Raw genomic sequence first — 23,082 nt, forward strand, 5'->3', positions numbered from 1 at the left:
GGCCGAGCGAATGCCGATATCTAAGGCAGTGGGTCGCACCACTAGGGATTATCTCAGGGAAGCGACCGCGGACAGCCATGAACGGCTGGATCTGCTAATGGGCGAGCTCGTCGTCGATGACGAGGCAGCTTATGCAGAGTTTCTTCAAATCCAATGGCATGCCCGGGTCGGTGTCGAGAACTGGCTTCAGGAAAGCCAAGTCGAGGCCATGCCTCCGCACCAGACGGACCTGATCGCGCGCGATCTGGCGGCGCTGCGCTGCGCGCTGCCGGACAACCCGCCTGCCTTCGCCCCGTCGCCAGATGCCGATCCCATGGGTACGGTCTGGGTGCTGGCCGGTTCTTCACTAGGTAATCGCGCGCTTTTGAAGCGGTTGAAGAAGACAGGCACTGCACTTCCGACCGCGTTCCTCTCCGATCCCCGGATGGTGCAGTTCTGGCAAGATCTGCGACCCGCACTAGAAAGGCCGCATAGTTTGCCGGACGACCAAGCGGTCCTAATGGCAGCGCAAGCGACATTCTCCCATTTTCAGCAAGTAGCCATGAACACTCGGGTAATTGAGCCAGCATGACGAACCCATCCAATGTCACGCTGTCCAATTGCGATCGTGAACCAATCCACCAGTTGGGCCAGATTCAGGCTTTCGGCGCACTGATCGCCGTCAACTCGGATTGGTTTGTCGCGCATCGATCAACCAATCTGGAAGACATCTTCGGGCGTGGACGCACCGTCGAGATAGGTGCCAGCCTGACGCGATTGATGACGCCAGGCGCGATGGATCTGCTGCGCAGCGCGGCGGCGAACCTGGCCATTCCCGATCAGGTCGAACGACTTTTCGGGGTAGCCTTGTTCGGTACGGACGATCTGTTCGACTGTGCGCTGCATTCGTCAGGTGCGAACACGATAATCGAAATCGAGCCTCACGCGGCGGGCGATCTCAACCGCCAGCTGGCCGTCCTGCGGCCAATCATGAGCCGCCTCGAGAAGCACGCGGATTTGCTGCCACTCGTCGAGGAGGCTGCCCGGCAGCTTCGTCACACGCTGCAAATCGACCGGGTCATGGTCTATCGCTTCCGCGACGATCTTTCAGGAGAGGTCATCGCCGAAGCAGCCCGGGAAGATCTCGAGAAATTCCGCGGTCTGCGTTATCCCAAATCGGATATTCCGACGCAGGCCCGCGCCCTTTATGTGCGTAATCGCTTTCGGATCATCGCCGATGTCGAAGCTGAACCCGTGTCGATCGAGCCCGGCATTTCGCTCGAAGGTGAACCGCTCGATCTCAGCATGAGCGCACTACGTGCAGTCTCACCGATCCATATCGAATATCTGCACAATATGGGCGTGGGAGCCTCGCTCTCCATCTCGATCATAGTGGGTGGCAAGCTGTGGGGGCTCTTCGCCTGCCATCATTACGGCCCCAAACTGCTGCCTTACACGCAGCGAACAGCGGCGGAGCTCTTCTCCGAACTGTTCTCACTGGTACTGGACCGCACCTTATCGCGCCAGATCGCCAACCGGCGCGAACTAGGGCGCGATATCCACACGCGTCTGATGCGTGACGTGGCAGCAGGGACGCCCCTGTCTTCCAGCCTGCCCATGATCGAACCGGTCATCCAGCAGGTCATTCCGCATGACGGCGTGAGTATCTTCGTCGAGGATATTTACGATTCACGTGGGTCTGCCCCGAACGAGGAAGAATTCCGCGCCATCGTACCTGGCCTGAATGCCGCTGCGACGAGCCGGCTGCTGGCAAGCGAACAGATCGCGGAAAGAATGCCACGGGCGACGCGGTTTGCCGATCGCGCGGCGGGGGCATTGATTATTCCCGTATCGCGCACACCGCGCGATTATCTGGTCCTCTGGCGCAAGCCGCTTACGCAAACGGTCGTATGGGCGGGCAATCCGGAAAAACCGGTCGAAACAGGTCCGAATGGCGATCGCCTCACGCCACGAAAGAGCTTCGAAGCGTGGCAGGAAACCGTAGAGGGCCGTGCGGAGAAATGGTCGGAAGCAGAACTGGACATTGCTGAAGGCCTGCGCGTCACCCTGCTCGAAATCATTCTGCGTTTGACCGACGAGGCCGTCGCAGAGCGGGCCAAGGCTCAGCAGCAGCAGGAACTGCTCATTGCGGAACTGAATCACCGCGTTCGCAATATCCTCAATCTTATCCGTGGCCTGATCAACCAATCGAAGCACGATGCGCCCGATATCGACACCTTCGCTCAGATCGTTGGTGGAAGGATCAGTTCACTCGCATCGGCCCATGACAATATCACCAAGGGCAACTGGTCTCACGCCCCGTTTTCGGAACTCATCGAAACCGAAGCCAATGCCTATCTGACAGGCAAGAAGGACCGCCTGGATGTGCAGGGGCCCGAGGCCATGATCGCGCCGGAAGCCTATACGGTGATGGCGCTCGTCATTCACGAGATGATGACAAACTCCGCCAAATACGGCTCGCTCAGCGATCAGTCCGGTCAGCTGGAAGTGATCGTCAGCCGCGATGACGACGACAATTTCTGTGCAACCTGGCGCGAGAGCGCGGGACCACCGGTCAAGCCGCCCAAGCGGCGGGGCTTTGGCAGCACCATCATCGAGCGCTCCATCCCTTATGAACTCAAAGGCACTGCGGAAATCGATTACCGGCTGGAAGGGGTAGAGGCGCGCTTCTGCATCCCTGCCCGCTTCGTCGAATGGCGCGCGCGCGAAACTGCCGGCGCGGCTGCCCAGGCAAAGCAACGAAAGGCAACAGCGTTGGATAATCTTCCCGAAAGCGTCCTGCTGGTTGAAGACAGCATGATTATCGCTCTCGATGCGGAAGACTGTCTGAAAGAGATGGGCATCGCGAAGGTCCGCATAGAAAGCTCCGTCGCCGGCGCTCTGGATGCGCTGGCGAAGTCTCCTCCCGCCATGGCCATTCTCGATTACAATCTCGGACGGGAGAACAGCGAGCCGGTGGCCCGCAAGCTGCAGGAACTGGGCATACCTTTCTGGCTAGCGACCGGGTACGGCGAAATGCAGGACCGTGTGGAAGAGCTTGGAGCCTCGGGCCTCCTTACCAAACCCTACGGCAAGGATGAGCTTGTCGAAATGGTCGGCAGTCTGTCCTGATCCAAAGAGCTAGCTTCTTAATTGAAGAAGCGTTGCTGGTAGAAGAAAGTCGCACTGACTGCATTGCCGGCAAAGTCCCTTGCCGGTTCGAACCGTAGCTGGTCCAATGCCAAGCGGCATACGGTCGCGTCGGTTTCCGGGAAGGGGCTTGGACGGTAGATGCTACACTGCGTTGCACGCCCTTCCGCCGAGACGGTCAGGCGGACAACGACCGATTGACCAATGCGGGCTTGCCTCCCCCCGGGAGGGACTGGAAAGGCACTGGCGTTGGTAATCGCCCGAGTCAGGACTGGCTTGGTTGCGATCCCGCCGCCCTGACCGTTACCGCCCGTACCGCTCCCCGTGCCGTCGCCGTCACCCACGCGACCAGTGCCTGCCCCGTCGTCTGTAGCTCCCGATGTTTCCGCTGTGCCGGTCGACGACGCGCGGGGTGCAGGGGGGGCTTCAGGTCTGCGAATGGGCGGTTCGGGTGCAGTAACGGGTTGCGGCACCGCTTCGCGACCCGGGTCACCTTGCGCGCCCGCAGGCTCAGGTTCATCGGGTTCTGGCTCCGGCTCGGGAGTCGTGACCGTCACGGTAAAGGCAGACACGACCTTCTGTTCGACCTGCGAGACCGCGGACGGCGCAAAGCTGCGTATCAGGAGATAAAAAATGGCGACATGAAGGAGCACGATCAGCGCGATCACCCATGGGTTGGGTTTTCGCCGGATCTGGGAGTAGCGAGTGATTTGCTCGTTCATTTCTGAACAACCGCATAGCTCCAGTGCCCGTTCCGGTCACCATCGATGATCCACACGAAAAAGGGCGGCCCTCCAAGCAGGAGAGCCGCCCTACATTCTTTACACGAACTGGAAGCTTAGAATCCCCAGATCAACGATGCCGTGAATGCACGCGGTGCGCCGATATTCACGAATTCGCCAGAGGTGGTCAGACCGGTCGGAGCCGAGCCGATATAGACTTCGTCGAGGAGATTGACGACGTTGATCTGAATGAACGCCTTGTCGAAGTCCTCGTTGAAGTAGCCAAGCGACAGGCGGGCATCGAGATCGGCCACCGTATATCCCGGCAGTTCGATAGTGTTGATGTCGTTCAAGAAGCGCGAACCGGTGCGCTTGACCTGCACGCCCAGTTCGAGCGGTCCAAGATCAGCCTGTGCGCGAGCGCCCAGCGTGTAACGCGGAGCACCTGCTTCACGCTTCCCAGCAGTCGGAGCAAAGGTAGTCTCGCCCGTCTGCACGTCTTCATCTATTTCGGATTTCAGGTAAGAGCCGAAAACATACAGCAGGAACGGATCGGACGGCTTCCAGGCAATGCTGCCATCGACACCGTATTTCTCGACCTTGCCGAGATTGCGCGTGATAGCGCGGTCCAAGATCGGATCATACGCCGTCGCAAGACGGTCATTGTACTGATTGTACCAACCGGTGACCTGAGCCTGGATGTTGCCAGTTTGGTAGCGAACACCGAGATCAAACGAATCGGAGGTTTCCGGAACAGGCGCAACGCCGACAAACAACGAACCGTAAAGTGGGTCCGTACCCGGAACCGACAGGTTCTTGGCATAGCTGGCGAAAATGCTGGCCGACGGGGTGATGTCGTAGTTCAGGCCGATATTCGGCAGCAGCTTGTCATACTTGTAAGTAGCCGAAGTCGGCGCCACGAAGCCCGGGTTTGCAGCCACGTAGTCGGCGATCGCTGCATCGCCGTTGATGCAGTTCACGTTGCCCGACGGGTCGGTCGTTACGCAGTACTGGTTGAGTTCGCGTTCGAAGAACGGTGCGCGCACACCCAGCGTAGCAGTCAGGTCGCCGAACTGTCCGCGATATTCACCAGAAATCTGGTTGAGGATCGCAAACGATTTCCGGTTCCGCTTTTGCGGAGCGATGCCGTCCGCATCGAGAAGCGGATCATTGGCAGGGAAAACGTCGAACGGCTCTGCATTCTGGCGCAGAAGCCCTGCAGTGCCAGTCTGGCGGTGACGCGCGTGGTCGAGCGTATAGGCCAGACGTACGCGGTGATCGGGATTGATGTCGTAGATCAGGTTGGCGATCACACCATAACGGTTGGTGCGCGTGTGGCTCGGCGAAAGTATCGTGACATAGTCGAGAGCGTCACCGTCGCCGTTAAGATCGACTCCGCCGAAATAGTAATACTGAGCCGACCGTGGGTTACCAGCATCATCGAGGCGCTGTGGATTGCGTGGATCACCAGCAAAAATACCGCCGTTAAACCCATCAGGCGAAGCGCCTTCGAACCCAATCGAAGTACCACCGCCATTCGCCTTAACGTACTGGAAGCTTGGATCAACAGTGAGCGTCAGCTTGTCGCTCAGCGTGAAGAGCGAGTTGATGCGAACGTTACCGGTGTTCGAAGGATTATAACGGCGTTCGAATGGGGTGCCGCAACTGTTATAACCGTCTTGAACTCCTGTCACACCAGCAACAACCGTACAAGGCGTGCCGTCGGAAAGGTCGTAGAAACGGTCTTCCGGGTCCTGAATGGGACTCGGTTCACCGGAGTAGCGGAAGGGCGAACCGTTGAAGTTGTTGCGGTTCACATTGTAGTGAGCAGCGATCGAGATGAAGTCGCCGTTGTCGCCCAGCGGCTGGAAGATCTTGCCGTTATACTGCTGCTTGTTGACGCCGCCATAGTTCGAGAAAGTGGATTCGTTCTCGGTGGTCGAAGCGCTGAAGAAGGCCTTGAGGCCGCCAGGGGTAAGCTCGCCGGTTTCGACCTTGCCGAAGAAGCGATACATCATGCGATCGCCCGGATTGCCGCGCGAAATGATATTGCCGTACGTTGTGGCGGTGTAGACGCCGAACTCATCGTCCGGAACCTTCGTCCGAATGTTAATCGTACCGCCAGCGGCCGCGGCGGTCGGGCTGTCGACATCGGTCGAGCCGAGCGTCACAGTGGCCGCTTCAATGATTTCCGGATCGACCATCTGGTTGGTGTAAAGAGCGTAGTTGCCCGAATCGTTCAGCGGAATGCCGTCGAACGTCTGCGAAATACGATCCGAATTGAAGCCACGGATGGTGAAGTTGCCACCAAGCGAACCGAAGGGATCGTTGTTGGTGAAGCTGACGCCGGGGACGAGGTTCAACGTGTCGTTGATCGTCTGGCCGGGTGCCTGGCGCAGGATCAGTTCGGAATCGAGCTGAACCTTGGCCTTCGGCGAATCGGGTATATCGACCCCGCCAACATCGGTGCTGCGCGCACCCGAAACGACGATGACGTCGTCGTCGAAGTTGAGCGAGCCGGTCGACTGCGCGGCGGCAGGAACGGCGACCATGGCGCTGGCGGTGCTGACCACCGATGCGGCCAGGAGAAACTTGAATTTCATCAGAGTAGACCCCTTCAGTCTCTTGATGCGGGATTGCAATGCGAGAGGTGAGCCCCCGCTAGGCGGGACACGTTTCCGCAAAGCGATGGAAATATGACAGAGTCAAGACAACCGTGATACTTCTGCCGAGAGTTCAGGTGTCCCGTCAAAATTGCACTTAAGAAACAACACGTTGATGGTGTTGCAATCAGGCAACGACTGAAATTTTCCTGATTATGGTTTTTTTGCAACGCACAAATTGGTGCACTGCACCAGATTACGCGAGATTTATCTCGCGCAGGCGTTGCATGAGGAATTCATGGCTGGAGATTGCATCGGGTCGATTCTCCGGATGCTCGGGGTCGATGCACGAAGGCAGCGTCTCGATGACATAATCGGGGCGGAAATGCAGGAAAAACGGCATCGAATACCGCGCGCGATAGGCCGCTTCGCCTCGCGGATTGACCACCCGGTGCTTGGTCGAACGCAGTCGGCCATTGGTCAATCTTTCAAGCATATCGCCGATATTGACCACCAGCGCACCCTCCGGCGGTGCGACGGGTTTCCATTCGCCTTGCGCGGTGAGGAGTTCCAGACCGGCCTCTTCCGCACCGAGCAGCAATGTGATCGTGTTGATATCGCCATGCGCGGCTGCGCGGATCGCACCTTCCGCTTCTGCGCCTTCGAGGGGAGGATACCGCAAAAGGCGCATGACGGAATTGCCATCCTCTACCGTAGGAGCAAAGAACTGGCGCGGTAGCCCCAGATGAAGCGCGATCCCCTCCAGCACCCTGCCGCCGGCTTCTTCGAATGCTGCGTAAAGTTCGAGGAAGGTTTCGCGAAATCCGTCGATCTCGGCCGGCCAGATATTGGCTGGCATATACTCTGCCAGATCATGGCCCTCCGGCAGCTGGCGACCGACGTGCCAGAATTCCTTCAAGTCATGGACCTTGGCATCCTTGGCTTTTTCGGTCCCGAACGGCGTGTACCCGCGAGCCCCGCCGCCACCAGGCGTGTGATACGCCTTCTTCACATCATCGGGGAGCGCAAAGAATTCTTTGGACAGCGCCTCAGCGCGATCGATCAGCTCCTGCGGGATACCGTGATCGCGGATGACCGCGAAACCGTATTGCTCAAAGCTACGGCCCAGTTCATCGGCTATGCTGTCCAGCGGCTGTGCCAGCGACACTACCGCGATATCGGTATTCGAATCGGTCATGGCGAAGCCCTTTAATGCGGTAGGAAAAGACCTGCCAGCGCGGCGCTCATAAGGTTGGCGAGAGAACCGGCGGCAAGCGCTCGCAAACCAAGCCTGGCGATGACGGGCCGCTGGTTGGGAGCGAGCCCGCCGGTCACAGCCATCTGAATGGCTATCGAACTGAAATTGGCGAAACCGCACAAGGCGAAGGTAATAATAGCGCGACTGCGTTCCGTCAGGACCTCGGGGCCGATCGTCCCCAGCTCGATGAATGCGACAAACTCGTTCAGCACGATCTTCGTCCCGAACAGTCCGCCCGCAGCGCCCGCCTGATCCCATGGAATGCCGATCAGATACATCATGGGAGCGAAGACGAAGCCGAGCAGCTTCTGGAAGCTGAGGTCCGAATAGCCGAACCATCCGCCAACGCCCGCCAGAAGACCATTGGCCATGGCTACCAGCGCGACGAATGCAAGGACCATCGCGCCAACGGCGACCGCAAGTTTGACCCCGGTTTGCGCGCCCTGCGCGGCGGCTTCGATGACATTGGCCGGACGCTCGCCCTCCTCGAAGGTCTCTGCGATCTCCACTTCCCTCTCGCTCTCGGTGAGCGCGGCAGGCCCCTCGCCGCTGATCCGGCCACGCGGCAACGGCAACTCACCCTCCGCTTCGGGGGAGGGCTCGCCGTCATCGGGCATGATGATCTTCGCCATCAATATGCCGCCAGGGGCAGACATGAATGCGGCGGCCAGGAGAAAGGGCAGATAGGCATTGCCGAGCAGCCCGGCATAAGCGGCAAGGATCGTACCGGCGACCCCGGCCATGCCCACCGCCATGAGCGTAAACAGCCGAGAGGGCGCAAGTGCGGCGAGGTACGGGCGTACGACAAGCGGGCTTTCGGATTGGCCGACAAAAATATTCGCCGCGGCCCCTAGCGATTCGACCTTCGATATTCCCGTCACCCAGCCGATTGCACCGCCGACCCAACGCACGACACGCTGCATGATGCCGAGATAATAGAGGATCGAGACCAAGGCTGCGAAAAAGATGATCACCGGCAACGCGCCCAGTGCAAAGGTGTTCGCCAACGGGTTCGTCTCGTTCGGGCCGAAAAGAAACTGCGTTCCCTGGTCCGCATAGGAAAGGAGGGCGGCCACCCCATTGGCCATGCCTTGGATCACGGCACGCCCGCCGCTCGTGGCCAGTACGAGAAAAGCCATCAGAGTCTGCAGCGCGAAAGCTGCACCGACGACCCTGAGTTTGATCCTCCGCTTGCCGGTCGACAGCAAGAATGCGACCAGCAAAATCGCCAGAATGCCGATAATATTGATAAAGATGGGCGACATCGGCTTCCCTTCGGACGCTACAAGTTGCGGATGAAATTAGCCGCTGTCTTGCTTGCACCGTCCCATTAGTCAATTTTCACTGCTCACCGATGGCCACGCCGTCCCCGAATTCCACGAGATCCATCCATGACAGAACCCGCCAACGAAATCCGGCCTGCTGCTGCCGCCATGCCGCTCGGCCTGTTCGTTTACACTTTGATCTACGGGGGAATGACCGTCTTGGCAGGCGTGCTCGCGTACAAGCAGGTTCAGTTGTGGCCGACCGAACTGGCCGTGGAATCCGGCATCTTCGCCTTTCTGCTGCTGGTCGTAATATCGAGCACCATCGCACAGCTGTACGGCGAAAAGCTCGCCAATAGGATCGTTTGGTGGGGGTTCATTCCGCTGCTCATCGCTTCGCTACTGATGCAACTGGTACTGAATCTTCCTGCTTCAGTAGAGATGGTCGAGTTCCGCGGTGAGGACCTCGCAGCTTTCGAGCGCGTCCATGCTACACTGTGGCGCGTATGGATGGCCGGGCCCGCGGCTTACATCGTATCGCTGCTACTCAATGTCTGGATTTTTTCGCGTCTACGCGGCTCATCGCAGAGTACCTCAACCGTCTCGCTGATGATGCGCGGCGCAATTGCTTCCGCACTCAGCCAAGCTATCGATTCGGTCATCTTCATCACGCTCGCCTTTTACGGGCAATTCGAGATAACCAATCTGCTCATCGGGCAAGTCATCGCCAAGGTGGCGCTCAGCTTCGTGCTGGTTCCGTTTCTGATTACAGGCGGCGTGGCTTTTGCACGCTGGCTGGACCGGCGCTAGAGACGCCGGACATCCCCGATCAGGGTTTCGTCCAGAGCGTCACCGTGCAGTACGGAAACGTCGCCCGTGGTTTCCAGAACCACCGCTCGTACGCACGAAAGGTCAAGCGCGTTCGCCTCGCGCAGTTTTGCGATCAGATCGCTTTTCGACACCCGGGTTTTGCGTAACGCGTCCTCCAGGAATTTGCCGTTGCGCATCAGAAAGACCGGCTCGTTCTGCATAATCGCTTCTGCGACATCCGACGTCTTGCGGATGTAAGCAGCGATAAACTGGACCAGAAACAGGCCGAGCATTCCGGCCGATGCCTGGGCAAACCCGCTCCAGCTGCTGGCCTGTGCCGCCCCAGCCACCAAGCTGCCCAAGGCAACGGTCATGACGAAATCGAAATTCGTCATCTTGGACAAGGATCGCAAACCGTTGATGCGGATCAGGATGACGACCCAAAAAATGGCTCCCGCAGACAGAATGATGCCGCGCGCAGCGATATCCAGCACCGTGTTTTCCAGTATCATGCCCGTTCAACGCCTGAAGCGCGATAAGCTATCCGAGAACTTCGCTATTCGCGGAAAACTCTGCTGGAAAAGCGGTTGAGCGGAGTAAGGATATACTCCAGCACGGTGCGCTTATCCCCTAATAGGCTGACATCGGCGACCATGCCGGTTCCGATTCTAAGGTCTCCGCGGGTTGTTTCAATTTCCTCAGCCTGTGTCCGCACGCGGACCAGATAATATATTCCGCCGTCTCTTTCATCGACGATCGAATCTGGCGAGATCGATTCCACTTTTCCATCGAAACTGCCGTAGACCGCTTGATCAAAGGCCGTGATACCAACCTTCGCTGGCTGGCCGATATAGACAGTAGCAATATCTTGCGGACGGATCCGCACTTCCACCAGAAGCGCATCGTCCGATGGTGCGATCTCAACCAATTCCTGACCCGATCCGACCGCACTCCCACGTGTGGTAACCAGAACGCGGTTTACTGTTCCGGCAACGGGAGCGCGAACCGCCGTTCGCTCGCGACGTTCCTCCAAAGCAGGTAAAGTAGCTTCGTTCGCGCCCAACTCGGCCTGTGCTGCAGCGAGTTCGTCGCCCGCGCGTGAGCGCCAATCCTGCAGCGTTCGCGCCAAATTGGCCTCGGCTTCAGCAACATTGGCCCTTGCGCGTTCGATAGCAGCAAGAGCGCCGGAATAATCGGCTTCTGCGCTGGTTGCCTGACTCTCCGCCCGCACAAGAGAGAGGCGGGGTTCGATGCCGCTTTCAACCAGCGGCCGCAGCATCTCTGCCTCATCCCTGGCTGCACGACCGGCGCTGGCCAAGGAATCCGCGCGTCGTTCGGCTTCTGCAACTGATTGGCGCGCACTGGCGACCGCTGCGCGCGCTGCGCTGGTGGCGCTGACCAGATTGGCCTGTCGGGACGCAAACAACGCACGCTCGATCTCGCGCTGGCGCGCAGCTTCCTCGTCCGCTGGCGCCGGGAAACGAGGCGACCCGCCAGAAACTTCAGCGCGCAATCGTGCGACCTTCATTTCCAGCGCAGTTGCCGTGGCGGATGTACTGCCGAGATTTGCCTCGCTTTCCGTTGGGTCAAGACGAAGCAGTTCCTGCCCTGCAGACACCGATTGCCCCTGCCTGACGAAGATGTCCTCGACGACACCCCCCCCAAGGGTGGAAACGACTTGCAGCTCGCTGCTCGAGATCACCCTGCCCTGCCCGCGCACGGTGCGGTCTATTTCGGCGAACGCTGCCCACAAAAACAGGAGGGCGAAGAAGCCGAGAATTCCCCAAAAGAGGATACGGGAAACCACCGAAGGTTCGAGACCCTCGATGATCTTCTCGATACCTTGCAATTCTTCAGTTTCCCGATCACTTTGCTCGATCGGACGGTCGACCTCGTGATCAGAGGCGGGTGAATGGGTCGAGCCAGATTCGCCAGCACGCGCAGTCACGATTTTTTCTCCACGGCGCGAGTTTGCTGATTGCCCTGCGCCAGTTGAGCCAACACTTCGTCGCGCGGTCCGTCGGCTCGTATTTTGGCATCAGCGACGATGATCACTCGATCGACGAGGGCCAGCAACGGCTGTCGATGGGTGACTGCGATCAACGTGCGACCTTTAAGTTCGTCCTTCAAACGGTCTATCAGGTCAGCTTCGGTCTGAGCATCCATCGCACTGGTCGGCTCGTCCATGACCAGGACGGGAGGCTTGCCAGCAAGAGCGCGGGCGATGGCGATCGACTGCCGTTGCCCACCAGACAATCCCTCCCCTCTGTCGACGAGCCTCATGTCGTACCCCCGGGGAATTCGACTTGCGAAAAGATCCGTTCCTGAAATTCTGGCGGACCTCAGCATTTCTTCGTCATCGACCTTGGGTCTGCCCAAGGCAATATTTTCCCGGATTGTACCTGAAAACAGCGACGGTTCCTGCAGCACGGAAGATACCGATTTACGCAGAGAATTGGGATCAAGCTGAGCGATATCCAAGCCGTCGAGCAGGACCATGCCGTCCTGCGGGGGATAAAGGCCGAGCACCATCCGAGCGAGCGTCGATTTGCCCGAGCCGACGCGGCCGATGAGGGCCACGTGTTCGCCCGGCTTTATCGCCAAGCTTACTCCATCGAGCGCTTTTGACGCCGCACCGGGATATTGGAAACTGACATTGCGCAATTCGATTGCGCCGAGCGGATTGGCCAGCTCGATAGGATTTGTATCCGGCCCTTCGGGCGGACGCTCCATAAGCTCACGCACCTGGCGATACGCGGTCCGCGTTGCGGTTATTCGCGAAACAAGCTGCGATATCTGCGTCAACGGAGCGATCGCCCTGCCAGCGAGTATCGAGCAGGCAATCAGACCACCCAGCGTCAACCGATTGTCGGCCACGGCAAACACGCCCACTATTACCACCCCCGCATAGCTGATGGTCGCCGCAGATGTGGCGAAGGTTGTGCCGACGGAGGCAATCAGACGCTGCCTCAAAGACACGTGCGCATGCCCATCGACCGCGCGGTTCCAGCGCTGTTCGAACAGATGGCGCGCACCCGCAGTCTTGACCGCCTCGATACTGCCGACCGTTTCGACCAGTACCGACTGCTTCTGCAGCCCTTCCTCCATGGCGCGGGCAGAAAGCCGCTGCAGCGCAGGTTGAGCCGAGAGGCCAACCAGAATGACGATCGGCACCATGATTGCCGGTACCAGGACGACCCAGCCCCCAATCAATGCCACCACGATCAGGGTGATTATGATGAAAGGCACATCGACAACTGCCGCCAAAGTGGCAGATGCGAAGAAATCACGCATCGTTTCCAGTTCGCGCATGAGCCCGGTGAGCTGGCCAGTCGACCCCTTACGCAGTTCGAGCCTCATTTCGATCAGGCGCCCAAAGACCCTTTCGCCGACTTCGCGGTCGATATTCATGCCAGCGTGATCGACGAAATACGCCCGCAGCAGCTTCAAGCCGAAGTCGAAAATGACAATGATGGCGAGACCGATCGACAATGCCGCCAACGAGGAGAACGCGGCGTTCGGCACAACCCGGTCATAAACCGTCATCGTGAAGAGGGCTGTGACAAGACCGAACAGATTGATCAAAGTCGCCGCCAACGCGACTTTGGAATATGTACGCCAGTTGGCGCGGATCGGATCGGCGAGCCAGTCGGCCAGTCTCTTGCCGGGAACCTGTACTATTGGTTCGTCAGCCATCAACCATCACCCCGTTCTCCAAATCGTCCACGTCGAAGGCTTCCAGCAACCGTCCGGTACGGGCAAGCAGCAAATAACGAGCGGCATCGAGTTGGGACAATCCCTCGATGTAGGCCACTGCGGCCTGAAGATATGCGCTTTCGGCTTCGGTAACATCGAACAACGAACCGCGCAGCGCGCCGAACCGCGTGACAACGACATCGCGTGTCTGACGCGAGGATTTATAGGCAGCATCGAGGGCGATCAGTTGGTCTTCCAGCGCACGCACATCGGCCCACGTCACCGCAGCGTCGCGTTCGGCCTCCTGTCGCACTCGATCTGCAGCGGCATCGGCCGCATCCGCCCGTGCACGAGCGGCACTCAGTCGCGCATTTCCTCCGCCGCCAAACAGGCGGTAGCGAAGGTTGATGCTACCGCGAACGTCGTAATCGCCATCGTTCTCGTAGACGCCGTACCTTCCGGCATCGAGACGTGCGGCCACACGCGGTTGATTGGCACCTTCGGTCGCTTTCGCTTCGGACTGAGCTGCCCTGGCCTGTGCTTCCGCACTGCGGACCTCGGGTATCGCCTGGGCCGCGTTGATAGCGTAGTCGCGGCTGATCGCGCCATCGACCAGTTGCGGCGCCCGGAGAAGGCGCGCAGGCGGCGCGATTCCGCTGAGTTCTTCGAACCTCGCTTCTGCACTCGCAAGTTGGCGGCGAAACTGCGCAAGACGGATTTCGCCTTGCGCTCTTAGCGAAGCGACGCGAGCGAGGTCGCTGCGCGCGGATGCACCCTGTGCAATCCGGCGCTCGACCGCATCCTGTATGTCGGCCTGCGAAGATACGAAGCTCTCACCCAGTCTGACCAGAGATTGATATGCGAACACGGCGTACCAGACAGACACGAACTGCGTAATCGTCCCAGAAACCGCTGCTTCCCGCTCATGCCCCGTGGCAGTGAGACGGGCCTGGGCCGCGGCGATACCATAGTAAGTGGCGCCGAAGTCGAGCAGCACGTACTCGACCTCGCCCAATACATCGGTACGGCGCGTCGCGCGCGAACGTTCGATGATGTTGAAGGGGTCGTCGCTGAAATTACGAGCGATTGTCCGGTAGGAGCTGACCGTGACATCCCCGGTGGGCAACCGGCCTGCTTCCGCCTCGTCGAGTTGTGCAGACGCCACGGCGACATTGGCATCGGCTTCACGACTGGAAGCGTTTTGTTCAACGGCTGCGACTACGATGCGGCGAAACTGCCCCGGATCGGCAGAGGACGAGCCAAGTGCCAGAATGGGATCTGAACTGAAGTCGACATCGAGGGGGTCGGCGACCGGAGAGGGCAAATCGGTTGCGTTGCTGTAGGCCGGGATATCTTCGCCAGCCTCTTGGGCACGAGAAGGTGACGCACAGGCGAACAGTGCCAGGGCAGCCGCGCCGCCAAACGTTCCGATGATGCCTCCCACAGATCCCATCGCGCCATGTCTAGCAGGGAAATCCCGCAAAGCCACAGTCATCGGGCGCGGCAGAGCTTTTATGCCGTGGGGAGTGCTACTCGACGCCGCTCTGTTTCAAATGTCGCGCATGCCAGGCCACGTGTTCGGCCATGAATGTCGAAATGAAGTAGTACGAATGATCGTACCCATCCTGGAACCGGATGTCTGCGGGCATGCTGGCTTTTTCGCAGATTTCAATCAGCAGTTCGGTCTTGAGCTGCTCTTCGAGAAAGCCATCGGCCGTGCCTTGATCCACTAGGAGCGCAGGCAATCTCGCACCGTCTTCTATCAGTGCGCAGGCGTCATATTCACGCCAAGCCTGGCGATCCGCCCCGAGATACCCGCCAAGCGCCTTTTCTCCCCACGGACATGCAATCGGACTTGCGATCGGCGACAATGCACTGACCGAACGAAAGCGGTCCGCGTTGCGGAGTGCGACAGTCAGCGCGCCGTGACCGCCCATCGAATGGCCCGTGATACTCTGACGTTCCATATCGATGGGGAAGTGCTCGCCAAGCAGCTCCGGCAGTTCCTGTTCGATATAGCTGCGCATGCGGAAATGCTCTGCCCAGGGGTCCTGCGTAGCGTCGACATAAAACCCGGCCCCTTGGCCGAAATCATATGCTTCATTATCGGGCACGTTCTCGCCGCGCGGTGAGGTGTCCGGCGCAATAAAGACGATCCCATGTTCGGCGCAGGCAGCACGAAACTCGCCCTTGTCGGTGACGTTGGCGTGGGTGCACGTAAGTCCGGAAAGGAACCACAGGACCGGCAGCTTCGTGCCTTCTTTGTGTTCGGGTACAAACACCGAGAACGTCATATCGGTGCCGGTACTAGAAGAGGCGTGGCGATAGACGCCTTGAATGCCGCCGTGGCTACGGTGCTCCTCGACTGTTTCCAATGCGGTAGCCATCCCTAGAGAGCGACTTCGTACTGCGCGGTCGTCTTTTCGGCTACTTCCTCGGCGGTCACGCCCGGCGCCAGTTCGATCAAACGAAATGCGCTGTCATGGTCGGGCCGCTGGAATACGGCGAGATCCGTCACGATCATGTCGACCACGTTCTGCCCTGTCAGAGGCAGCGTGCATTCGGAGATGAACTTCGGGCTTCCGTCCTTGGCGGTGTGCTCCATAACAACGATGATCTTCTTGACGCCGGCCACAAGATCCATCGCGCCGCCCATGCCCTTGATCATCTTGCCGGGGATCATCCAGTTCGCGATATCGCCATTTTGAGCGACTTCCATCGCACCGAGCACAGTCAGATCGATGTGCCCGCCGCGGATCATGGCAAAACTGGCAGCACTATCGAAATAGGCACTATGTGGAAGTTCGCTGATGGTCTGCTTACCAGCATTGATCAGATCGGCATCTTCCTCACCGGCGTAAGGGAATGGTCCGATGCCGAGCATGCCGTTCTCGCTCTGCAGCGTTACATGCATGCCGTCAGGAATGTGGTTGGCCACCAGCGTCGGGATACCGATGCCGAGGTTGACGTAATATCCGTCTTCCAGTTCCTTGGCCGCGCGGGCGGCCATCTGGTTGCGATCCCAGCCCATTATGCGGCCTCCCTTTCGCGGGTCGTCACAAATTCGATCTTCTTGTCATAAGGTGACCCAACGATCATGCGCTGGACGTAGACCCCGGGCAAATGAATGCAGTCGGGATCGAGGCTACCGGTCGGCACGATTTCCTCGACTTCGACGACGCAGACCTTGCCGCACGTTGCGGCGGGGAGATTGAAGTTACGAGCGGTCTTTCGGAAAACGAGATTGCCCGTTTCGTCGGCCTTCCATGCCTTCACGATTGCGAGGTCGGCGAAAATCCCATGTTCGAGGATATAGGTTTCGCCGTCGAAACCCTTGTGCTCCTTGCCTTCAGCGACCTGTGTGCCGACGCCAGTCTTGGTGTAGAAACCGGGAATGCCCGCCCCACCTGCCCGCATGCGTTCGGCCAGCGTGCCCTGCGGGCAGAATTCGACCTCCAGCTCGCCGGAAAGGAATTGCCGCTCGAATTCCTTGTTCTCGCCAACATAGGAAGAAATCATCTTCTTCACCTGCTGGGTGCGCAACAGCATACCGATGCCTTCATTGTCGATGCCGGCGTTGTTGCTGCAGAAAGTGAGCCCCTTGACCCCGCTATCACGAATAGCGGTGAGCAGGCGCTCCGGAATTCCGCAGAGGCCAAAGCCACCGCTTGCGATAAGCATGTCGTCGCGCAGCACCCCGTCGAGCGCCGCGGCGGCGTCAGAATAGATCTTGCCGGCCATCAGAACACCACCACGCTGCGGATGCTTTCACCTGCATGCATAAGGTCAAACCCCTTGTTGATGTCCTCTAGGCTGAGAACGTGAGTGATCATCGGGTCGATCTCGATCTTCCCGTCCATGTACCAATCGACGATTTTCGGAACATCGGTGCGGCCCTTGGCTCCGCCGAACGCCGTGCCGCGCCAGTTGCGACCGGTCACCAGTTGGAAGGGCCGGGTGGAGATTTCCTTGCCCGCTTCGGCAACGCCAATGACGATGGATGTACCCCAGCCGCGATGGCAAGCCTCCAGGGCCGTGCGCATCACCTCCGTATTACCCGTACAGTCGAAGGTGTAATCGGCTCCTCCGTCCGTCATCTCGACGACCTTGGCCACCACTTCGTCCCGGCTCATACCCTTGGTATTGAGGAAATGGGTCATTCCGAACTTGCGGCCCCATTCTTCGCGATCAGAATTGATGTCGATGCCGATGATCATGCCGGCGCCGGCGAGCCGCGCACCCTGAATGACATTGAGACCGATCCCGCCCAGGCCGAAGACCACGACATTGTCACCAACCTGGACCTTGGCCGTATTGGTCACTGCGCCGACGCCCGTTGTGACACCGCAGCCGATATAGCAGCTCGTCTTGAAGGGGGCATCCTCACGAATCTTGGCGACCGCGATTTCGGGCAGGACAGTGAAGTTCGAGAAGGTCGAGCAGCCCATATAATGGAAAATCGGCTCGCCCTTGTAGGAAAAGCGCGTCGTACCATCGGGCATCAAGCCCTTACCCTGAGTGGCCCTGATCGCGGTACAAAGGTTCGTCTTGCCGCTCAGGCACGATTTGCACTGGCGGCATTCGGGGGTGTAAAGCGGAATGACGTGGTCGCCGGGCGAGACGCTCGTGACGCCGGCGCCGACTTCACGCACGATTCCTGCGCCCTCATGACCCAGGACACTGGGAAAGATCCCCTCGCTGTCCAATCCATCGAGCGTATACGCATCCGTGTGGCAGAGACCGGTCGCCATGATCTCGACCAGCACTTCGCCCGCCTTTGGTCCCTCCAGGTCTAACTCGACGATTTCGAGTGGTTGCTTGGGGGCGAAAGCGACGGCGGCGCGGGTTTTCATGGGAATGTCGGCTCCGGTAGTTGGTGCCGGCACTCCGGCCTCGGTGCGGATAGTGGTGGTGAGCCGTGCTGGGTTCGAACCAGCGACCTACTGATTAAAAGTCAGTTGCTCTACCGACTGAGCTAACGGCCCGACCACGGCGTGCCACCTAGGGGCGCCTTTGCGGGCGGTCAAGCGGGTCATGCGAGATTTGGCGCAGGTCAGCGGAAACTTCTTCTGGCGAGCTGACGCAGGGTGTGGCCCGAGACAGGGTCTCGCCAATCCGCTGCAATTTCGGCCGCCGGGCGCAACACAAATTCACGTTCTCGAAACAGGGGATGCGGGATCGAAAGAGTTGTCGAATGCCAGGCCCCGCCGCTCCAAAGAACGATGTCGAGATCGAGTGTGCGCGATCGCCACCTCTGCCCGCGCCGCTCGCGTCCGAACTTTTCCTCTATTGATTGAAGGTGTTCCAGCGTCTCGGTGGGATCGAGATCGCCACTGATTACGACAGCGCCATTGGCATACTGCCGCTGCGAAGGGCCGATGGGCACGCTATCCACCCAAGACGAGACGGCTTCGACCTCCCAGCCTTCCTCGGCCAGTTCTGCCACCGCCGCATCAAGCACTGCGCGCGGGGCACCGATCTGGGGTACGCGCCGGTTCGACCCCAGTGCAATCAGGTAGCGATGCTTGCTTGCCTCCATGAAGGCTCCGTCCTAGCGTCCCGCCGCGTGATAGCCAACTGGAGGGGCAGGCGATGAGGGTAAAGGCATTTCTTCTGGCGGGCGCGCTGGCTTCGGCGGGCCCAATTGCGGCTCAGGATACCGAAACGCGTCAACTGACCGATCACCAGCAGATGGTCCATGACATCTATCGCGACATAATAGGCTTTCGTACGGCGCGCGGTCATCAGCAGGTGAATGACATGGTCGCGTACCTCACGAAGCGTCTGTCCGACGCTCGCTTCGCGCAGGAAGACCTGATGGTCACTGACTACGACAGCGACGGCGAACTGACGCAGGGGCTTATCGTGCGATATCGCGGTGACGGATCATCGGGCGACAAGCCGATCGTGATGCTGGCTCACATGGACGTGGTGGATGCTCTGCCGGAGGATTGGGATCGCGATCCCTTCACTCTGACCGAAGAAGACGGTTATTTCTTCGGGCGCGGAACGATGGACAACAAGTATGGCGTCGCCAATCTCGTAGGCACTTTCATACGGCTGAAAAATGAAGGTTGGACGCCCAACCGGGATCTCTACCTGGCTTTCTCTGGTGATGAGGAAACCGGCATGGTTTCCACCCGCGCACAGGCGAAGTGGATCGCAGAGAACGCCGACCCTGCTTTCGTGCTGAATTCCGATGCCGGCGGAACGGCGCTGGACGACGAGTTCAAGCCGCTGGCCATGCGTGTTCAGGCTGCAGAAAAAACGTTTGCGACGTTCGAGCTTACCGTGACCAATCCAGGCGGCCACTCTTCGCGGCCGCGCTCCGACAATGCCATCTATGAACTGTCGGCAGCGCTTCTGAAATTGGCCGATCACAAATTCGCAGTTCAGGCGACACCGCTGACACGAAGCTATTTTGCAGCCCTTGGCCAGAGCGTGCCGGGCGAACTGGGCAATGCCATGCGGGCCTTTGCGGAAAACCCTGAAGATCCGGCAGCCGTCGCCACGCTTCAGTCGAACCCCGAGACGGTGGGTACGCTCGGCACGACTTGCGTTGCGACGATGCTGCGCGCTGGGCATGCGGAAAACGCCTTGCCGCAGAGCGCGACGGCGACCGTGAACTGCCGCATTTTCCCCGGCATCGGGGTCGAGAAGACCCAAGCCGAACTGGCCCGCGTCATCGGCAACGACAATGTTTCGTTCAAGCTGATGGCAGAGGTGACGGAAAGCCCCGTCTCTGTTCTCCGGGACGATGTCCGGGCAGCGGTGGCAAAAAGCCTCGCCGCACGATACGGCAAGGACATACCCATCATTCCCTATATGGAATCGGGCGGTACCGACGGGATGCATTACCGCACGTTAGGCTACGATACGGTCGCCATAAGCGGAGGGGCCAGCCGATCGCAGGACATGTATGCGCATGGCCTCAACGAGCGGGCGAGTGTCGATGCATTCTATTCGGGCCTCGATCACTGGACGATCATACTCAAGGAACTGGCAGGCGGATAACGCGGGGGCGCACAGCCCGCCGTCAGATATCCTCGCAGATGCGCCCGTAAAGCTGGGGACGCCGATCGCGAAAGAAGCCCATGCCCGCACGATGTTTTCGTGCGCGGTCGAGGTCGAGCGTTGCGACGAGGACACCATGTGACGAACCGCCGAATTCCTCGACCAGATCGCCCCATTCATCGCTGATGAAACTGTGGCCATAGAAGCTCTGCTGACGATCCGCGGGACCTTCGTGTCCGATACGATTGGCCGCGCAGACGGGCATGCAATTGGACACCGCATGACCAATCATCGCACGACGCCACATGCGGCTGGTATCGAGATCTGCATCGTAAGGTTCTGAGCCGATGGCAGTCGGATAAAACAGCACTTCGGCCCCCTTCAGCGCCATGACGCGAGCACATTCGGGATACCATTGATCCCAGCAGATGCCGATGCCGATACGCGCGCCGAACACATCCCATACCTTGAACCCGTCATTGCCCGGGCGGAAGTAGTATTTCTCTTCGTAGCCCGGTCCATCGGGAATATGGCTTTTGCGATAAGTCCCCATGATTTCGCCATCCGGGCCGATCATGGCGAGCGTGTTGTAGTAATGCTGGCCGTCACGTTCGAAGAAGCTTGTCGGAATGGCCACCTTTAATCTTGCGGCGATTTCCTGCATGGCAATGACGCTGGGACTTTCGCCGGTCGGGTGAGCAAGAGCAAAGAGGTCCTCCTCCTCCTCCCGGCAGAAATATTCCCCCGCGAACAGTTCGGGCGGCAGGATGATCTGTGCGCCCTTGGCCGCCGCGTCTTCCACCAGTTTCGAGACGGCGGCGATATTGTCTGCCGCATCGGGACGGGCGAGCGGCAATTGCAGGACGGCGACGGTCAGTTCTCTCATGGGCGCCAGATAAGCAACCGTCGCGCGTCAGGCAATGATCAGTCCCGCTTGCGGAACAGCAGCGTCATGCGATCGCTTTCACCCAGATCGCGGGTTTGCGCGTCCATCGCATCATCGCCCCCGAGGCTTGGCGGCATCATCCATACGCCGTCTTCCCAATTGGCCGGATCGCGCGGATTTGCGTTCACCTCGCTGCTGCCGACGAATTCGAAGCCCAGGGCCTCCACGAAGCCCACGACATCGTCCTGTCGCAAATAGCCTTTCGAGCCGTTGGCATAGTCGGCGCTGGCATCTTCGGGCGCGCGATGCTGGACGATGCCAAGCATCCCGCCCGGCTTGAGCAGGCCGCGCATGGTCTTGATTTCGCTGTCCGCATTGTTCCAGCGCATCATGTTGTGGAGCATGCGAATGACGAGGATGCGATCGAACGTGCCCGCTTCGCCTTCCGGCACGGCATCAAGCGTCATGGCCGAGAAATGTTCTGCCGGAAGCCCGGTGAATTCGGCAGCTTCGGCAGGAAAGCCGGCGGCCCCGGCGCGGATGCGCTGCTGCGCTTCGGCGTCGAAGGGACCGCTGGTGGGATCGTAATACAATCCGACGAGCTGCCCCTCACCGCCCAGATAATGCCCGAGCACACGCGTGTACCAGCCGCCGCCGGGCGCATATTCACCGACTTTCATGTCCGGTGCGACGCGGAAGAATGCGAGGGTTTCGGAAGGGTGACGATACTGATCACGCGCGCGATCGTCGGCGCGGCTGGGATGATTGATCGCGCCGGATATGGCTTCGGCATGAGTCGCTGCAAAGGCCGCGGGATCGGGCAATTTCTGATCGTCGGCAACGGCAGGAACGCCGAATGCCAGCGCTGTGGCGGCGAGCAGGTAACGCATCTGATCTCTCCCTCGAATGGATCGGTGATGTCCTGCACGTGCAACTGCACGATGACAAGCGCGGGACGGATTCCTATCTTGGTATCCAACAAGGAGTTTGATGACATGGCAGAACAGCAGGCGATCATTGCCGGCGGGTGCTTCTGGTGCACCGAAGCGGTGATGAAAGACGTGATCGGCGTCAGCGAAGTAGAGAGCGGCTATATCGGCGGGCACCAGGCGAACCCGACCTACAAGGAGGTCTGCACGGGCAATACCGGCCATGCCGAAGGCGTGCGTGTCACATTCGACGACGAGCAGATCACGCTGGCCCAGCTTTACGACGTCTTTCTGGGCACGCATGATCCGACCCAGCTGAACCGGCAGGGCAACGATGTCGGCACCCAGTATCGCAGTGCGATCTTCCCACTCGAAGGGCAGGAAGAGGAAGCCAGGGCCGCGATTGCGCGATGGAACGACGAACACGAGGGACAGAAGGCCGTCACCACCATCGAGAGCGGCGAATGGTACCCGGCGGAGGATTACCATCAGGAATACTGGGATGGCGAAGGCCAGCGGAATCCGTACTGCCTTGCAGTTATCCCGCCCAAGCTGATGAAACTGCGCAAAAGCTTTCAGAAGTATCTGAAGGAAGACGCCTGATTCGAACGGCCGGCTGCTCAGCTTTGCAGCCGCAAAGCTGAGACATGGACCGGGTGTTACACAGTCCAAGAGCAAAAAAACCACCGCCGGATAATTCTCGTCCGACGGTGGTTTTTTGCGATTCTGGCAGGGCGGGATAGGCATGGAGAATACGCTGACACGCGGGG

20 protein-coding genes and 1 tRNA gene are annotated in these 23,082 nt (G+C 59.4%); 5 read left to right on the forward strand and 16 right to left on the reverse strand.

Annotated elements, in window-relative coordinates; all coding sequences use genetic code 11:
- The first annotated feature begins 97 nt into the window (after positions 1 to 97).
- Together KYK83_RS12215 and KYK83_RS12220 are read left to right on the forward strand one after the other, a co-directional pair.
- On the forward strand, positions 98 to 571 hold the full coding sequence (locus KYK83_RS12215; protein WP_222828442.1) for a biliverdin-producing heme oxygenase: 474 nt from the start codon (positions 98 to 100) through the stop codon (positions 569 to 571).
- A complete protein-coding gene (locus tag KYK83_RS12220; RefSeq protein WP_222828443.1) occupies positions 568 to 3,111 on the forward strand; it encodes an HWE histidine kinase domain-containing protein in 2,544 nt (847 codons plus the stop codon). Before KYK83_RS12215 ends, KYK83_RS12220 begins: the two co-directional genes overlap by 4 nt.
- A 17-nt stretch (positions 3,112 to 3,128) precedes the next feature.
- Here KYK83_RS12220 and KYK83_RS12225 read toward each other — a convergent pair whose 3' ends face one another.
- From KYK83_RS12225 to KYK83_RS12240, 4 genes are all read right to left on the reverse strand, one after another.
- Positions 3,129 to 3,851 carry an energy transducer TonB gene (locus KYK83_RS12225; RefSeq protein WP_222828444.1) on the reverse strand — a complete coding sequence of 241 codons (723 nt, stop codon included), beginning with the start codon at positions 3,849 to 3,851 and terminating at the stop codon, positions 3,129 to 3,131.
- A gap of 116 nt (positions 3,852 to 3,967) precedes the next feature.
- A complete protein-coding gene (locus KYK83_RS12230) occupies positions 3,968 to 6,454 on the reverse strand; it encodes a TonB-dependent receptor (protein WP_222828445.1) in 2,487 nt (828 codons plus the stop codon).
- A 256-nt stretch (positions 6,455 to 6,710) separates the two neighbouring features.
- On the reverse strand, positions 6,711 to 7,652 hold the full coding sequence (locus tag KYK83_RS12235) for an isopenicillin N synthase family dioxygenase (RefSeq protein ID WP_222828446.1): 942 nt from the start codon (positions 7,650 to 7,652) through the stop codon (positions 6,711 to 6,713).
- An 11-nt stretch (positions 7,653 to 7,663) separates the two neighbouring features.
- Positions 7,664 to 8,977, reverse strand: coding sequence for a NupC/NupG family nucleoside CNT transporter (locus KYK83_RS12240; protein ID WP_222828447.1), 1,314 nt, complete (start codon positions 8,975 to 8,977; stop codon positions 7,664 to 7,666).
- A 126-nt stretch (positions 8,978 to 9,103) separates the two neighbouring features.
- Here KYK83_RS12240 and KYK83_RS12245 point away from each other — a divergent pair, with 126 nt between their 5' ends.
- Positions 9,104 to 9,787 carry a queuosine precursor transporter gene (locus KYK83_RS12245; RefSeq protein ID WP_103024478.1) on the forward strand — a complete coding sequence of 228 codons (684 nt, stop codon included), beginning with the start codon at positions 9,104 to 9,106 and terminating at the stop codon, positions 9,785 to 9,787.
- On the opposite strand, the gene KYK83_RS12250 is transcribed toward KYK83_RS12245, so the two are convergent.
- From KYK83_RS12250 to folK, 10 genes are all read right to left on the reverse strand, one after another.
- Positions 9,784 to 10,299: a DUF421 domain-containing protein gene (locus KYK83_RS12250; protein ID WP_222828448.1), complete on the reverse strand. Its 516-nt coding sequence runs from the start codon at positions 10,297 to 10,299 to the stop codon at positions 9,784 to 9,786. The two genes, KYK83_RS12245 and KYK83_RS12250, sit on opposite strands and share 4 nt — an antisense overlap.
- Positions 10,300 to 10,343: 44 nt before the next feature.
- Positions 10,344 to 11,735 carry an HlyD family type I secretion periplasmic adaptor subunit gene (locus tag KYK83_RS12255; protein WP_222828449.1) on the reverse strand — a complete coding sequence of 464 codons (1,392 nt, stop codon included), beginning with the start codon at positions 11,733 to 11,735 and terminating at the stop codon, positions 10,344 to 10,346.
- Positions 11,732 to 13,483, reverse strand: a complete 1,752-nt coding sequence (locus tag KYK83_RS12260) for a type I secretion system permease/ATPase (protein WP_222828450.1) — start codon at positions 13,481 to 13,483, stop codon at positions 11,732 to 11,734. The genes KYK83_RS12255 and KYK83_RS12260 overlap by 4 nt, the downstream gene beginning before the upstream one ends.
- The gene (locus tag KYK83_RS12265; RefSeq protein WP_222828451.1) at positions 13,476 to 14,936 is read right to left on the reverse strand and encodes a TolC family protein; all 1,461 of its coding nucleotides are present in this window, start codon (positions 14,934 to 14,936) and stop codon (positions 13,476 to 13,478) included. The genes KYK83_RS12260 and KYK83_RS12265 overlap by 8 nt, the downstream gene beginning before the upstream one ends.
- A 76-nt stretch (positions 14,937 to 15,012) precedes the next feature.
- The gene (fghA, locus tag KYK83_RS12270) at positions 15,013 to 15,870 is read right to left on the reverse strand and encodes an S-formylglutathione hydrolase (protein WP_222828452.1); all 858 of its coding nucleotides are present in this window, start codon (positions 15,868 to 15,870) and stop codon (positions 15,013 to 15,015) included.
- A 2-nt stretch (positions 15,871 to 15,872) separates the two neighbouring features.
- Positions 15,873 to 16,514, reverse strand: coding sequence for a CoA transferase subunit B (locus KYK83_RS12275; RefSeq protein WP_221597243.1), 642 nt, complete (start codon positions 16,512 to 16,514; stop codon positions 15,873 to 15,875).
- The gene (locus tag KYK83_RS12280; RefSeq protein ID WP_222828453.1) at positions 16,514 to 17,224 is read right to left on the reverse strand and encodes a CoA transferase subunit A; all 711 of its coding nucleotides are present in this window, start codon (positions 17,222 to 17,224) and stop codon (positions 16,514 to 16,516) included. Before KYK83_RS12280 ends, KYK83_RS12275 begins: the two co-directional genes overlap by 1 nt.
- Positions 17,224 to 18,336 carry an S-(hydroxymethyl)glutathione dehydrogenase/class III alcohol dehydrogenase gene (locus tag KYK83_RS12285; RefSeq protein WP_196847646.1) on the reverse strand — a complete coding sequence of 371 codons (1,113 nt, stop codon included), beginning with the start codon at positions 18,334 to 18,336 and terminating at the stop codon, positions 17,224 to 17,226. The genes KYK83_RS12280 and KYK83_RS12285 overlap by 1 nt, the downstream gene beginning before the upstream one ends.
- Before the next feature lie 56 nt (positions 18,337 to 18,392).
- A tRNA-Lys gene (locus KYK83_RS12290) sits at positions 18,393 to 18,468 on the reverse strand.
- Between the two features lie 68 nt (positions 18,469 to 18,536).
- Entirely contained in the window at positions 18,537 to 19,022 is a 486-nt protein-coding gene (gene folK, locus KYK83_RS12295) for a 2-amino-4-hydroxy-6-hydroxymethyldihydropteridine diphosphokinase (RefSeq protein WP_103024469.1), read from the reverse strand.
- Between the two features lie 53 nt (positions 19,023 to 19,075).
- On the opposite strand from folK, the gene KYK83_RS12300 reads away from it, so the two are divergent.
- Positions 19,076 to 20,497 (forward strand): M20/M25/M40 family metallo-hydrolase, encoded by a 1,422-nt coding sequence (locus KYK83_RS12300; protein WP_222828454.1) that lies wholly within the window; start codon positions 19,076 to 19,078, stop codon positions 20,495 to 20,497.
- Positions 20,498 to 20,519: 22 nt separating this feature from the next.
- Here the strand turns inward: KYK83_RS12300 and aguB are convergent, their stop codons facing one another.
- Together aguB and KYK83_RS12310 are read right to left on the reverse strand one after the other, a co-directional pair.
- Positions 20,520 to 21,383, reverse strand: a complete 864-nt coding sequence (aguB, locus tag KYK83_RS12305; protein WP_222828455.1) for an N-carbamoylputrescine amidase — start codon at positions 21,381 to 21,383, stop codon at positions 20,520 to 20,522.
- A 38-nt stretch (positions 21,384 to 21,421) separates the two neighbouring features.
- Entirely contained in the window at positions 21,422 to 22,273 is an 852-nt protein-coding gene (locus tag KYK83_RS12310) for a class I SAM-dependent methyltransferase (RefSeq protein ID WP_222828456.1), read from the reverse strand.
- 105 nt (positions 22,274 to 22,378) lie between these two features.
- Here KYK83_RS12310 and msrA point away from each other — a divergent pair, with 105 nt between their 5' ends.
- Positions 22,379 to 22,915 (forward strand): peptide-methionine (S)-S-oxide reductase MsrA, encoded by a 537-nt coding sequence (msrA, locus tag KYK83_RS12315; RefSeq protein ID WP_222828457.1) that lies wholly within the window; start codon positions 22,379 to 22,381, stop codon positions 22,913 to 22,915.
- The last annotated feature ends 167 nt before the right edge of the window (positions 22,916 to 23,082 follow it).

Origin of the sequence: Qipengyuania pacifica (genome assembly GCF_019857205.1) — a bacterium.
Classification (GTDB): domain Bacteria; phylum Pseudomonadota; class Alphaproteobacteria; order Sphingomonadales; family Sphingomonadaceae; genus Qipengyuania; species Qipengyuania pacifica.

What these genes read in the sequence shown, in the direction of transcription:
- KYK83_RS12245 (WP_103024478.1), top strand. Translation starts at nt 9,104, where the DNA reads ATGACAGAACCCGCCAACGAAATCCGGCCTGCTGCTGCCGCCATGCCG.
- KYK83_RS12265 (WP_222828451.1), bottom strand. Translation starts at nt 14,936, where the DNA reads ATGGGATCTGTGGGAGGCATCATCGGAACGTTTGGCGGCGCGGCTGCC.
- KYK83_RS12215 (WP_222828442.1), top strand. Translation starts at nt 98, where the DNA reads ATGGGCGAGCTCGTCGTCGATGACGAGGCAGCTTATGCAGAGTTTCTT.
- KYK83_RS12225 (WP_222828444.1), bottom strand. Translation starts at nt 3,851, where the DNA reads ATGAACGAGCAAATCACTCGCTACTCCCAGATCCGGCGAAAACCCAAC.
- msrA (WP_222828457.1), top strand. Translation starts at nt 22,379, where the DNA reads ATGGCAGAACAGCAGGCGATCATTGCCGGCGGGTGCTTCTGGTGCACC.
- KYK83_RS12310 (WP_222828456.1), bottom strand. Translation starts at nt 22,273, where the DNA reads ATGCGTTACCTGCTCGCCGCCACAGCGCTGGCATTCGGCGTTCCTGCC.
- KYK83_RS12260 (WP_222828450.1), bottom strand. Translation starts at nt 13,483, where the DNA reads ATGGCTGACGAACCAATAGTACAGGTTCCCGGCAAGAGACTGGCCGAC.
- KYK83_RS12240 (WP_222828447.1), bottom strand. Translation starts at nt 8,977, where the DNA reads ATGTCGCCCATCTTTATCAATATTATCGGCATTCTGGCGATTTTGCTG.
- KYK83_RS12235 (WP_222828446.1), bottom strand. Translation starts at nt 7,652, where the DNA reads ATGACCGATTCGAATACCGATATCGCGGTAGTGTCGCTGGCACAGCCG.
- folK (WP_103024469.1), bottom strand. Translation starts at nt 19,022, where the DNA reads ATGGAGGCAAGCAAGCATCGCTACCTGATTGCACTGGGGTCGAACCGG.
- KYK83_RS12300 (WP_222828454.1), top strand. Translation starts at nt 19,076, where the DNA reads ATGAGGGTAAAGGCATTTCTTCTGGCGGGCGCGCTGGCTTCGGCGGGC.
- aguB (WP_222828455.1), bottom strand. Translation starts at nt 21,383, where the DNA reads ATGAGAGAACTGACCGTCGCCGTCCTGCAATTGCCGCTCGCCCGTCCC.
- KYK83_RS12285 (WP_196847646.1), bottom strand. Translation starts at nt 18,336, where the DNA reads ATGAAAACCCGCGCCGCCGTCGCTTTCGCCCCCAAGCAACCACTCGAA.
- KYK83_RS12280 (WP_222828453.1), bottom strand. Translation starts at nt 17,224, where the DNA reads ATGGCCGGCAAGATCTATTCTGACGCCGCCGCGGCGCTCGACGGGGTG.
- KYK83_RS12220 (WP_222828443.1), top strand. Translation starts at nt 568, where the DNA reads ATGACGAACCCATCCAATGTCACGCTGTCCAATTGCGATCGTGAACCA.
- KYK83_RS12275 (WP_221597243.1), bottom strand. Translation starts at nt 16,514, where the DNA reads ATGGGCTGGGATCGCAACCAGATGGCCGCCCGCGCGGCCAAGGAACTG.
- fghA (WP_222828452.1), bottom strand. Translation starts at nt 15,870, where the DNA reads ATGGCTACCGCATTGGAAACAGTCGAGGAGCACCGTAGCCACGGCGGC.
- KYK83_RS12250 (WP_222828448.1), bottom strand. Translation starts at nt 10,299, where the DNA reads ATGATACTGGAAAACACGGTGCTGGATATCGCTGCGCGCGGCATCATT.
- KYK83_RS12230 (WP_222828445.1), bottom strand. Translation starts at nt 6,454, where the DNA reads ATGAAATTCAAGTTTCTCCTGGCCGCATCGGTGGTCAGCACCGCCAGC.